The organism is Pedobacter sp. BAL39 (assembly GCF_000170795.1).
Classification (GTDB): Bacteria; Bacteroidota; Bacteroidia; order Sphingobacteriales; family Sphingobacteriaceae; genus Pedobacter.
On record NZ_ABCM01000007.1, the window covers coordinates 197,642 to 210,618 of the forward strand.

Sequence of the window (12,977 nt, forward strand, 5' to 3'; positions counted from 1 at the left end):
ATGTTTTTGTACCTTGGAACCGTTTTATGGATCGGATCTTTCTTTTCCATGATAAATGAACAGTTTGCTGGCAGCAGTGTTATTAGAACAGCAGGCAGAGCGGTGATGACATGACATGCAGGCCTGTGATGAAATAATCTGTGATGAAATAAAATAAATCATTATGAGCGAAAAAGAACTTTCCCAGGAGATCCTGGACCAGATTGCGGCCTTGTCCGAAAGTGGTAATGAATATATGGATGAGGATGATTTTGATGCGGCGGTGAGTATGTGGGAAGAGGCATTGGAGCTCATTCCAGATCCACAAAACACTTATGCTGAAAGTGTCTGGTTGAACGCTTCCATTGGCGATGCCTGGTTTTTGCAGGATGATTATGAGAGTGCGCTGGCTTACTTCCTGCTTGCAAAATCAAACATTGAAGAAAACACCTATCAGAATCCTTTCATCATGCTGCGTCTGGGGCAATGTTATCTGGAAGCAGGGGATACCGATCTGGCTAAAGAATTTCTGTTACGTGCCTATATGCTGGACGGGGAGTCTGTATTTGAGGGCGAAGACGATAAATACCTGACCTTCCTTAAGACGTACGTTGACCTGAGTCCTCAGCCCTGATCAGGAGCTGAGCAACAGCGGTGATTCCGGTCTGTGTTTCCAGCGCCGGTGGCTCCAGAGCCAGTATGGGGGTTCGGTAGTCAGAATATCTGCCAGCTGACGTGCAAATGTTTTGGTGATTTCCTTATCGCCTGCAACTTCGGGCTGGAGACATAAGGGGATAAATTCCACCTCATAGTAACCACTCCGGGTGCACCTGATGGCGGAATAGAATACCGGGCGTTTGGTGCGTTGTGCAATTTTTTCAACACCCAGGTGAAAGGAGGTAGGCTGGTTGAGGAAATTCAGCCAGTAGTGTGATTCCTGTTTTGGCGGTGCCTGATCATTGGCGAAGCAAAAGATGGAGGTTTCCTTTTCGCTTTCCTTTAATGCGCGTAAGGTGTTTCGCATCGGTACCAGTTCATTTCCAAAACGGTGGCGGATCTGATAAAACCATTTGTCAAACCTTTTATTGCTCAGTGGTTTATATATAGTATAAATCCGGGCTTTAACATGAAGTCCCAGCGCCATTACTCCCCATTCGTAATTGCCGTAATGTGGTGAACACAGCAGTATGCTCTGTCCTCGTTTGATGTAATTCTGTACCACCTCCAGGTTTTTGAAGGTCACTCTTTTACCAAGCTCCCTTGCAGAAATTGTTCTCATCTTGAAAATCTCCACGATGAGCCTGGAGAGGTGCTTGAAGAAACTTTTCTCGATCACTTTCAGCTCTTCATCTTTCTTTTGCGGGAAAGCATTGTGGAGGTTTTCCCTGACTACCTGTTTGCGATAACCGAAGATGCGGTATACAAAGAAGTAAATAAAGTTGGAAAATGCATACAGTAGCGACAAGGGGATTCTGGAAAGTGTGTTCAGCACAAAAATGCCTGCAGCTGTCAATATTGATGATAACTGGTTTTCTTTTTTATCAGGTGTGCCCACCGATGGATGACGCTGCTGGTTCATGCGTAGATATGGATTTTGAGGCCCTAAAGGCAATAGTACAAAATTAAGACATGAAAAAATTTGCACAAAATCTTTTGATTCAGCGAAAAGTCAAAATTTAACAATTGTCTTTCCTTGTATCCCTGTTTATTCACTTGTGTCCTGGCCGATTCAGTTACATCCTTACTTGATTTACTCCCTTACTTTTTGAGTGCTTCTGTCTACTTTCCGCCTTCCTTTGCTTATTTTTCGGATTCCGTTGCTTACTTTACGCCGTCCGTTAGTGTACATTCGTTGTCCGTTACCGGACAGATGAAACCTTGATGTCGGGCCTAAACCGGCCCCTGATGTGCTGCCAAAGCACCAAGGTATTCTGGCATCCAAATGGAATAAGGAGTACTGCTGATCATTATTTCACCACAAAACACCCTCGAATGTTTAAGCTGAACCTGAAAATTGCCCTTAGAAACATCTGGAAAAATAAATCCGCCGCTTTCATCAATATGTTCGGTCTGTCGCTCGGACTTGCCGGTTTCATTACCATTCTGTTGTACCTCAATCATGAGACAGGCTTTGATAAATGGGATCCAAAGCTCAAAAATGTGTATAAGGTAGGGGTGCACTTCAAGGTGAATGCTTCGGATGAATGGTGGGAATCGCTGCCTTCAAACCTGGTGACGCTGATGCGCAAGAATTGCCCGGAGGTGAAAAGTGCCAGCATGTCCAATTGGGGAGAGGAAGTTATTGTGCATGGACAGGACTATTTTTATGACTTAAATGCACGGGTGGTGGACAGCACTTTCTTCAGTACCTTTCCTTTTACCTTTCTGCAGGGCGATGCACGGACGGCACTTCATCAACCCAACAGTGCTGTTATCAATAGAAAAATGGCCATGAAAATTTTCGGCACAGAGGATGTCATCGGCAAACGAATAGAGATGGGCTTTGATAAAAAGCTGCATACCATTACCGGTGTGTGGGACAATGAAAGAAACCCGACGCATTTCTGGGCAGATGTGATCACCAATATTCCAGATCCGGCAGATGATGGTTGGGGAAACTTCAGTTACAACATTTACTTCCAGCTGCATGAGGGGGCGGATGCGGAAACTGCACTGGCAAAGATCAGTCGGTTGTTTCTGGATGCGAAAGCACGATGGACTGTCAGGGATGGTGCCGATAAGGTGAAGCAGAGGGCTTTACTGACGGAAGCACAATCCAAGCAGATACTCGCAAAAAACGGAGGCATGGACATTCAGCTTATCTTTGAGCCCGTTGGGAAGGTATACACCAGCTCCGTTTTTTACGGTAAAACCAGGGAGACCACGTTGTATGTGCTTTCCGGACTGGCCATATTCCTGCTGGCCATTGCCTGCATCAACTTTACGAATCTTGCCATGGCCTACTCCGGGCGCCGGGCACGTGAAATTGGTGTCAAAAAAGTCCTTGGTGTAGAACGCAATACCCTCATCAAACAGTTCCTGTTTGAAACATTTCTACAGACCATGTCGGCATTTTTATTCGGTCTCGCCCTGGTAGAACTCCTGCTGCCTTATTTTAATGGATTGCTGGGCGGCAACATCAGCTTTTTGAACCATGCTGACCTGTATGGTATTGTGTGGCAGGTGGCGTTGGTCTTTGTGGTGGTTACCTTATGTGCCGGGCTTTATCCGGCAGTGTACCTCTCGGGCTTTCTGCCCACAAAAGTGCTGAAGGGTAACTTTGAACGCAGCAGTAAGGGCGTTATGATCCGTCGTGTGCTGATCGTAGGACAATTTGTGATCACCTGCACCTTTATCATTTGTTTTTCGGTGATGTTCAGCCAGCTGGACTTCCTGAGAAATAAAGACATTGGTTTGAGCAGAAGCCAGGTGGTCTCTTTCAACATGCAGACAAAAAATATGATGAACATGCCGGCAGATCAGTTTGAGCAAACGAGACAGCGTCTGATGAAGATCGAGGGGGTGCAGTCGGTCAGCCGCTCCAGCAGGTCACCGTGGACCACTAATGGCAGTAACTCCGGGGATGCGGCATACCTGGAAAATCAGATTGTCATTGACGACTATTATATAGATTTTGATTATTTTAAGACATTGAACATCAGTATGGCTGCGGGGCGTGATTTCAGTCTGCCGAATTTCAGTTCGGATACTTTGCAGATGTCTGCCATTTTAAATGAATCGGCGGTGCGGGAGCTGGGGATTAAGGCGCCCCTTGGAAAAACCTATAAACGTGCGGGATCAAGCCTCAGGATTGTTGGGGTGGTCAAAGATTTTAACGACCGTGGATTTGAGAAAAGTATCAAACCTTCACATTTTATCATCAAACCGGGTTGGACACACTATGGGAGCCTGCTGGTCAGTATCGGAGGAGCTGATGTCAAACGAACGGCAGAAAGGCTCGCTGAGGAGTGGAAAAATATCGAAGCGGGTTTTCCGGTGCGCATGAACTGGCTGGATGAATCCTTTGCGAAAAATATAGCGGCCTACAATAAACAGGAGAAGATCATGAAAGTATTCAGCATCGCCACCCTGGCCATCGCCTTACTTGGGCTATTTGCGCTGGCGGCTTACAATGCGAAGACCAGGAGCCGGGAAATTGCAGTACGTAAAATCCTGGGTGCCTCTACCACTGGTATCCTCCGTCTGCTGAACAAAGAGTTTGTGCTGCTGGTTGTGATTGCCAATGTCATTTCCTTTGCTGCGGCCTACCTGATGATGCACAGCTGGCTCAATGATTTTGCTTACCGCATCAACATCCCTATTTACCTGTTCCTGCTCACCGGACTGTTGTCGATGGTGCTGACGATCATAACGGTTAGCTGGCAGGCTTATAAAGCGGCGGTTGCCAACCCTGTGGATGCGCTGAAGTACGAATAATCCGGACAGAATTTAGAAAAGCTGCAGGTTCTGTGTGTTTTGCGCCGCAGAAGGGGAATTGGGTTTGCTTTTCAGTAGGCCCCGTATTTTCTCTATAAAGGCATGAGGATCTTTCCAGTTGCTTTCATCCGCTGTCCATTCGGCAATGCTGCGCATCTTCGACAAGGCATGCTCAATGGTAGTCCTTTGTGCCTGCATCAGGTGGATGACTTTTTGGTCCAGCTTATTTTTGGGCTTGGTGCGGATCTGCTTGTTTACAAGGTTAATGAGCTGCATGGTCACCTCTTTTGAGAAATAGGTGAGGGCAGCATCTATGCGCGACTGGATCAGCTCCTGGTTTTCAAAGTTGCCTGTCAGCGGCAATTGTCGCAATTGCGATTGAAAACGTTGGGAGACTTCAGCCAGTGCTGTTGCTGATTTTCCAAGACCGCGGATCAGGCCCTTCAATTCTGCATCACTGGATTTGATCATATCACTATCTGAGGCGATCTTTTCCTGTCCGGCGAGAATTTGATGAAAGCTGAATACATTGGTGATCAACTGTACAAGGTACCGCTCCTTGCCTGCCTGTAGCATTACCGCAGGAATGGTTCCGGCGCCCATCTTCATATAGGCAATTACTTCGGCATTTGACCGCAGGCTCTCTTTGTTGATCTTAGACCTTAAGATCAGCCCGTTCAGGGTGCGCACGCGACTGAGCGCCACATAGACCTGTCCGGATATAAACGAGTTTCCGGCATCGATGATGGCGCTGTCGAAAGTAAGCCCCTGACTTTTATGTATGGTCACGGCCCAGGCAAGCTTGACCGGGTATTGAAAAAATTCACCCACCTGCTGCTGCTCAATCTGCTCATCATTGTTCGCCTTATAGTCGAATGATTGCCAGGAGCTGCGTTCCAGCAAGAGGTCTTCCTCATCTGTATCAGGAAAAGAAATGTAAATCTCTTGGTCATGGATCGACTTGATGGTGCCGATCTTACCATTGTAAAATTTCCTGTTTTCGCCAGTGTCATTTTTGATGAACATCACCTGAGCACCTTTCTTCAGTCGGAGTGATTGTTCCACTGGCAGGATCTGAGGATTAAACGTACCATCAATTTGTCCTTCATAAGTATATTCCGGACCTTCGAGCTCTTCCAGCTTGGCATTGTTGATCTGGTTGGCTTCCGCATTGTGGGAGGTGATGATGATGTGGTTGTCGCCCGGTGCAGCCTTAAAGTCGGGATTGTACCGCTTGTTCAGCAGTTCAAGTCGCGCGTCATTGATCTGGTTGTTGCGGATGTCGTTCAGGATGTCGACAAACTCCGGCTCTGTCTGGCGGAATACTTGTTTCAGCTCGACTTGTAATAAAGGGTTTTGTCTGATCACGCGTGCATCGAAGAAATAGGGGGAAGGGTATATCTTACTCAGCAGTTCCCAATCTTCTCTTTTTGTTACAGGTGGCAGTTGATAAAGATCCCCGATCAGCAGCAGCTGTACTCCACCAAAAGGGAGTTCATTTTTCCTCACCGTCCTGAGTATCGCGTCTACTGCGTCCAGGACATCACAGCGCACCATCGACACCTCGTCGATAATCATCAGATCCATTTCCGTCAGCAGTGTCCGGCGTTCCCTGGTATAGGTAAGGTCGGCAACCATGGCAGGAATAGAAACGATGCCGGCCTTTAAATTGGCCAGGTTGACATCTCCCGGAAAATAAGTCCCTGGAGGCAACTGGAACATGGAATTGATGGTGACACCCTTGGCGTTCATTGCGGCAACCCCCGTCGGGGCAACGATGACATTTTTCTTGGCTGTAGTGGCTTGTATCTTTCTTAGAAGGGTTGTTTTGCCGGTTCCGGCCTTTCCGGTGAGGAAGATGTTCTGATTTGTATAGCTGATAAAATCGATTACCTGATCAAAGATTTCGTTGGAAACAACCGCATGACTCATGTGTACAAAGCTAGCCTATTTTTTTCTAATGAAGAGTTATCCACAGCAATTTTGCCAAAGGTCAATTGTATGGTTTTACTAATGAGTGAGTTATAAAAAAGGTTGAAAATTATCTCCCAATGTTGGTAAATTTTATGATCTTCGCACTCCCAAAACGACGGGACCATCTGTTGTTTTAATGTTGTAAACCGTAAAAATTAAAGAAGAAATATGCAAAACACTTGTACACAAGTATGGAATAACTGTCTCCAGATTATTAAGGATAATATCCCGGCCCAGAGCTTCAAAACCTGGTTCGAACCGATATCAGCCCTGAAACTGGAAGGTAGCGTTTTAACTGTACAGGTGCCTAGTTTATTCTTTTACGAGTGGCTGGAAGAGCATTATGTAGCCTTGCTGCGTAAAACTGTAAAACAGCAGCTCGGTGCAGAAGGAAGACTAGAGTACAATATCGTTGTGGATAAGTCGACAAATGGCGCATTGCCCTATACGACGAATATGCCTTCCAATGGAAGCATGTCCTCTAATAACAGAAAACAATCAATGCCTGTTCCCGTAAATGTAAACAGGGACATTAAAAACCCATTTGTCATCCCGGGATTGAAAAAGATGAATGTCGATCCTCAATTGAATGCAAACTATACGTTTGATACTTTTGTGGAGGGCGACTGTAACCGTCTGGCACGTTCTGCAGGACATGCGGTTTCTGCAAAGCCGGGTGCGACTTCCTTCAACCCGCTGATGATCTATGGTGCTTCGGGTTTAGGGAAAACCCACCTTGCACAGGCCATCGGTAACGAGATCAGACAAAACCTACCGGACAAACTGGTGATTTACCTTTCCTGTGAGAAGTTCTGCCAGCAGTTCGTGGAATCTTTGAAAAACAATACCATCAATGACTTTGTGAATTTCTATCAGGCGATGGATGTGATCATCATGGATGATATCCATAACTTCGCCGGAAAAGAAAAAACCCAGGATATCTTCTTCCATATCTTCAATCACCTGCACCAGTCCGGCAAACAGATCATCATCACTTCGGATAAATCACCGAAAGATCTGACCGGTCTGGAAGAACGTTTGCTGAGCAGATTCAAATGGGGCCTTTCTGCAGACCTTCAGATCCCTGAACTGGAAACCAGAATTGCCATCCTGAGAAAGAAAATGTATGCCGATGGAATTGACCTTCCTGATGAAGTGGTAGAATATGTAGCGCACAATATTGACAACAATGTACGTGAGCTCGAAGGAGCGATGGTATCCTTACTGGCACAGTCGACGATGAACAAAAAGGAAATCGACCTGCAGCTGGCAAAATCGATGCTGAAAAACTTCATCAAGAACACCACGAAAGAAGTTTCCATGGACTACATCCAAAAGCTGGTGTGCGATTACTTTGAAGTTCCGGTACACCTGCTGAAGGCACCAACACGTAAACGTGAAATCGTTCAGGCGCGTCAGATTTCCATGTACCTCTCCAAAGGGATGACCAAGTCTTCATTGAAAACCATAGGTGCTTTCTTTGGTGGTAGGGACCATTCTACAGTAATCTATGCTTGTCAGACTGTGGAAGACCTGATCCAGACGGATAAGACATTCCGTTCTTACGTGAATGACATTGAGAAGAAATTGAAAATGAGCTAGACAAAAAAATAACAGGTCTTTCCTCCGATGAAGGGCATAAAAAAAACGGAACAATCTTTTGCTCCGTTTTTTTATGCAGTGATGTTTTTTTTATGCCGTGATGGTTAAACTATCCTTCTTGGTTTATGATTCGTGTTAGAGATCTCGACTAGTTTCTTCACATCGTTGATGGTGATTTTCCGCCCTTCAGTTTGTAAAATGTTGTTGTTTTTGAATTCTTTCAATATCCGGACAAGGTTTTCTTTAGCTATGCCTGCCATATTGGAAAGGTCGCTCCTGGAAATGTTGATGATGCCATTTTCATTGTCTTCCATCGATTTGTATTTCTCGCGGAGCACGATTAAAGTGATGGCGACTTTTTCTCTCGCGGTGCGCTGCGTCATTGCTGACATATTATTGGTGAGCACCGCAAATTCATGACTGAGATTTTTCAGCAATCGCTGGGAGAGGATGCTGGAGCTGCCCAGGACCTCCAGGAAATCTTCCTTCGGGATAAAGGCAATGCTGCAGGCTTCAATTGTAGATGCCGAATCAGGATACCGTTCTTCAGCGAGAATGGCATGGTAACCGATTAGCTCACCACTGCTGGCTACATGAATGATCTGTTCACGGCCATCACGGTCAACTTTATATTTTTTAACCATTCCTTTCTGAATGTAGAAGATTCCGGAAGGAACAGCTCCCTCCTTAAAAATAACATCACCCTTGTTGTACGATTCGACAGTCATGTTTGCACAAAGCTGCTCATGATCTTCGGGGGGGATACTTTGAAGGATAGATTGGGATTTGAAATTCCATTGATCAATGGGAAAAATTTCGGATAAGCTCATTAATGTCTGATATGGTTTGCAGGTCGCGCCTGATCAATGCTTGTTTTCAATACGGCAAAGTTAATCTTATTTTTCATGCCTTTACTCACACTTTAAAGTCATGCTGATGTCATTCCTTTTCCTGTAAAAGTTGATATTTATCAGTTTTTGAGTTGACACTTTGCTGTTTTTTCTACACCTGTGTCACTTAAATTTGTCGTCATTAAACGATGTGAGCAATGGCAAAATTTCAGACGATAAAAGATTCAAGTGGTCATTACCATTTTAACTTGAGGTTGAGATCAGGAGAAGTAGTACTTTCCAGTGTTAAGAAAACCACACAGCTGTCGGATTGTGAAAAACAGATCGCGCTGGTAAAAGAAAACTCCAAATTCGCACAGCGGTTCAGCAGGGAATCTGATGACCACGGCTCGTACTTCATTCTTCGTGATGCAGATAACGTAACCATTGGCAAAAGCGATTATTATAAGTACTGGCTGGATATGGAAAGAAGCATTGCTGCTATACGCAGTCATGCGGGAGATGCAGAGATCGTCGATAAAAGAGAGCTTTGCGACGACCAGCAATTTGCTTAGTTATTTATAGGGCTATGTCAGTAGTCATTTAAACAGATTTAAAATAACTGCCGTCAGGGCATAAATATAAGGACATATCATATACTGATATGTCCTTTGTTGCTTAAATCAACGCCATTTGGAAGAGCCCACAGTTGTTTTTTTTTGTGAAATACCCAGCATATGTAAAATTTCACAAATATCTTAAATAGAAGATGCATTCGGATGATTGTCGAAATGACCAAAGTCAGGAAATTTCAAAAGTGATTCAAAATTGATCTAACAACTTAAAGGAATCCTTTTTTTTAAGGTATTCCCAATGTAAATACTCATATTGTATAGATTTTTAAATATAAATCTATACAAATATGAGGTATTCCATATCCGATCTGGAGCAACTTTCTGGTGTTCAGACGCATACCATCCGGATGTGGGAGCGCCGCTATCAGGCACTCGAGCCTATGCGCTCTCCCGGAAACACACGTTTCTATGACGATGCCCACTTGCGGCGGTTACTCAATATTGTTAGTTTGAGTAAATCGGGTATGAAAATATCCTTGATCTGCGCACTTTCTGACCATGAAATGGACCTTTTGTTGCAGCAGGAAATGGAAAATACAGTGTCCGCGGATCCTCAGTATGAGTATTACATCTCAAAGCTGCTGAATCTCGGCCTTGCTTACAATGAGCTGAAGTTTAGTGCACTGCTCTCAACGTGCGTGGACAACCATGGGATGGGCAGTACCTATCAGCAAGTGATTTATCCTTTACTGGTGCGCCTGGGCTTGATGTGGCGCAGAGACCACATTTGTGCTGCTCAGGAGCATTTTCTTTCCAACCTGATCCGGCAGCAATTGTACGTGGCCATTCATACCCTGCCATTAGCCAAACAGGCGGATTCCTGCTGGCTGCTCTTTTTGCCAGAAGATGAAGACCATGACCTGGGGCTCCTTTTTGCCAACTATCTGCTTCGGTCGATGGGTCAGAAGGTGATCTTTCTAGGCGCCCGTGTGCCCCTGGCTTCGGTAAAAGAAACAATGGAAAACAACAATGTGCAGCATATGTTATTCTTCATGGTGCGGCAAAGACCGGTACCGGACGCCAACACGTATCTTGAACAACTAGGGACTACTTTTAATTACGCAAACATACACCTGGCAGGAAATGCCAACCTCATTGCTGATCTGGAGCTGCGCAACCGGATCAATTGGATCCAGTCTATAGCAGGATTTGAAGAGGTCATTAATAAATTTAAACATGCCAGTTAATTCAGATCATAAAATAGTACCCAAAGTGGCGGTCATCGGCTCTGGTTTTGCCGGACTCAGCGCTGCTGCCTATCTTGCAAAGGCAGGTTGCAGTGTTGATGTGTACGAAAAAAATTCCTCCATCGGCGGACGTGCCCGACAGCTGAAAACCGAAAATGGTTACCTGTTTGACATGGGCCCCAGCTGGTACTGGATGCCGGAGGTATTTGAGCGCTTTTTTAACGACTTCGGATATAAGGCCAGTGATTTCTACGAGCTGGAACTGCTCAACCCGGGCTTTTCCATCGTGTTTGGTATGGAGGATGTGATGAATGTGCCCGCAGACTTCAATGAACTATGCGCACTCTTTGAATCGCTGGAGACCGGCTCCGCTGCTAAATTGAAACAATTCCTGAAAGAAGCGGAATTTAAGTATGACGTAGGTATGGGCAAACTGGTGTACAAACCAGGATTGTCGCTATTGGAGTTTGCCGATGCCGACCTCATCAAGGGGATGTTTAAGCTGCAGGTGTTCAATTCCTTCAGTAAACATGTGCGTCAATTTTTTAAACACCCTCAGCTCATCGCCCTCATGGAATTTCCGGTATTGTTCCTCGGAGCGATGCCCGAAGACACACCTGCTTTATATAGCCTGATGAATTATGCCGGACTGAAACTCGGTACCTGGTATCCTAAAGGTGGCTTCGCGGCGGTTATTCAGGCGATGAAAACTGTTGCCGAAAGACAGGGTGTGAAGTTCCATACCGACACCAACGTGGACGGACTTGAGGTACAGGCGCGGAAGTTGCAGGCCCTGAAGCTGGCAAATTCCAGCGAAGCATATGACGGCCTGATTGCAGCAGCCGACTACCATCACGTGGAATCGCAGCTGCTTGGCCCTGCTTACCGGAATTATTCTGAGCAGTATTGGAGCTCCCGGGTGCTGGCACCCTCCTCGCTGATCTTTTACCTCGGAATCGACCGTAAAATACCTGGACTCAACCACCATACTTTGTTCTTTGATGAAGACCTGAACCAGCATGCCCAAGAAATTTATAAAGCTCCACAATGGCCCTCAAAACCACTGTTTTATGTCTGCTGCCCTTCAAAAACAGATCCTGATGTGGCGCCTGAAGGACATGAAAACATATTTATACTGATGCCACTGGCTGTAGGGCTGGAAGACAATGATACCTTACGCAATACTTATTTTAATTCCATCATGACTAGACTGGAAACATTTACCGGCATGGCCATTCGTGAACATATTGATTACCAAAAGAGCTACTGCGTGTCCGACTTCGTTTCTGATTACAATTCCTACAAAGGGAACGCCTACGGGCTTGCCAATACGCTCATGCAGACGGCAAACCTAAAACCTTCGCTCAAAAACAAGAAAATTGACAACCTTTTTTATGCCGGTCAGCTTACAGTTCCCGGCCCGGGTGTGCCTCCTTCCATCGTTTCGGGAAATGTGGCTGCACAGCAACTGATAAAATACCTAAACCGCTAACCATGAAAGAAATATTTGATAAATTGTCAGCAGAATGCAGCCGCATCACGACCAAAAGGTATAGCACCAGCTTCTCTTTGGGTATTCATTTTTTAAACAAAAAACTGAGACACCCTATATATGCCATCTATGGTTTCGTTCGGCTTGCAGATGAGATTGTAGACAGCTTCCACGATTACGACAAAAGTTTTTTATTGGACAAATTCAAAAGGGACTGCTTTGAAGCGATAGAGCATGGCATCAGCCTAAACCCCGTGCTGAATTCTTTTCAGCAGATAGTCAATGCCTATCACATTGATCGGGAATTGATTGAGTTGTTTCTGAAAAGCATGGAGATGGATCTGAATGAACAGGAATATACCCCACAACTTTACGATGAATATATCCTGGGATCGGCACAGGTAGTGGGCCTGATGTGCCTTCGGGTATTTACGGAAGGTAACGAACAACAATACCAGCTATTGAAACCATCTGCAATGATGTTGGGTTCTGCATTTCAGAAAGTTAACTTTTTGCGTGACCTGAATGCAGATTACAAGAACCTCAGCAGGACCTATTTTCCGAATGTAGATTTGCGTGCTTTTTCAAACGTGGAGAAGCAGCTCATCGAAGTTGAGATCGAGGCGGAATTTAAGGAAGCTCTGGCAGGTATAAAACAATTGCCATCTTCTTCAAGAAGTGGAGTTTATCTTGCTTATATTTACTATAAAGAATTATTTAATAAAATTAAGCGTGCAACGGCAGAGAAGGTGATGTCTGAGCGGATCCGGATTTCCAATGGTCATAAAATAGGATTGATGTGTGATTCTATCATTCGTTTTAAGATCAATGCGCTATAAGA

Annotated in this window: 10 protein-coding genes; 7 read left to right on the forward strand and 3 right to left on the reverse strand. The window is 45.2% G+C overall.

Translation table 11 applies throughout. The features are described from left to right. Positions 1-163: 163 nt before the first annotated feature. Positions 164-613: a lipopolysaccharide assembly protein LapB gene (locus tag PBAL39_RS11575; RefSeq protein WP_008241569.1), complete on the forward strand. Its 450-nt coding sequence runs from the start codon at positions 164-166 to the stop codon at positions 611-613. Here the strand turns inward: PBAL39_RS11575 and PBAL39_RS11580 are convergent, their stop codons facing one another. Continuing rightward, positions 614-1,558 (reverse strand): lysophospholipid acyltransferase family protein, encoded by a 945-nt coding sequence (locus PBAL39_RS11580; protein ID WP_008241570.1) that lies wholly within the window; start codon positions 1,556-1,558, stop codon positions 614-616. It lies immediately after the preceding gene. 413 nt (positions 1,559-1,971) lie between these two features. Here PBAL39_RS11580 and PBAL39_RS11585 point away from each other — a divergent pair, with 413 nt between their 5' ends. Beyond that, positions 1,972-4,416, forward strand: coding sequence for an ABC transporter permease (locus tag PBAL39_RS11585; protein WP_008241571.1), 2,445 nt, complete (start codon positions 1,972-1,974; stop codon positions 4,414-4,416). Positions 4,417-4,428: 12 nt separating this feature from the next. Here PBAL39_RS11585 and PBAL39_RS11590 read toward each other — a convergent pair whose 3' ends face one another. Further along, complete coding sequence (locus tag PBAL39_RS11590; protein WP_008241572.1) at positions 4,429-6,348, reverse strand: ATP-dependent RecD-like DNA helicase; 1,920 nt, start codon at positions 6,346-6,348, stop codon at positions 4,429-4,431. Positions 6,349-6,558: 210 nt separating this feature from the next. Between PBAL39_RS11590 and dnaA the strand changes: the two genes are divergently transcribed. Continuing rightward, entirely contained in the window at positions 6,559-7,992 is a 1,434-nt protein-coding gene (gene dnaA, locus PBAL39_RS11595) for a chromosomal replication initiator protein DnaA (RefSeq protein WP_008241574.1), read from the forward strand. 104 nt (positions 7,993-8,096) lie between these two features. Here the strand turns inward: dnaA and PBAL39_RS11600 are convergent, their stop codons facing one another. After that, positions 8,097-8,822 carry a Crp/Fnr family transcriptional regulator gene (locus PBAL39_RS11600; protein ID WP_008241577.1) on the reverse strand — a complete coding sequence of 242 codons (726 nt, stop codon included), beginning with the start codon at positions 8,820-8,822 and terminating at the stop codon, positions 8,097-8,099. Positions 8,823-9,040: 218 nt separating this feature from the next. Here PBAL39_RS11600 and PBAL39_RS11605 point away from each other — a divergent pair, with 218 nt between their 5' ends. The 4 genes from PBAL39_RS11605 to PBAL39_RS11620 all read left to right on the forward strand — a co-directional run bounded on the left by PBAL39_RS11605 (position 9,041) and on the right by PBAL39_RS11620 (position 12,975). After that, entirely contained in the window at positions 9,041-9,397 is a 357-nt protein-coding gene (locus PBAL39_RS11605) for a YegP family protein (protein ID WP_008241580.1), read from the forward strand. A 347-nt stretch (positions 9,398-9,744) separates the two neighbouring features. Further along, the gene (locus tag PBAL39_RS11610; protein WP_008241581.1) at positions 9,745-10,644 is read left to right on the forward strand and encodes a MerR family transcriptional regulator; all 900 of its coding nucleotides are present in this window, start codon (positions 9,745-9,747) and stop codon (positions 10,642-10,644) included. After that, the gene (locus tag PBAL39_RS11615) at positions 10,634-12,136 is read left to right on the forward strand and encodes an NAD(P)/FAD-dependent oxidoreductase (RefSeq protein WP_008241583.1); all 1,503 of its coding nucleotides are present in this window, start codon (positions 10,634-10,636) and stop codon (positions 12,134-12,136) included. The genes PBAL39_RS11610 and PBAL39_RS11615 overlap by 11 nt, the downstream gene beginning before the upstream one ends. A gap of 2 nt (positions 12,137-12,138) precedes the next feature. Next, complete coding sequence (locus PBAL39_RS11620) at positions 12,139-12,975, forward strand: phytoene/squalene synthase family protein (protein ID WP_008241585.1); 837 nt, start codon at positions 12,139-12,141, stop codon at positions 12,973-12,975. The last annotated feature ends 2 nt before the right edge of the window (positions 12,976-12,977 follow it).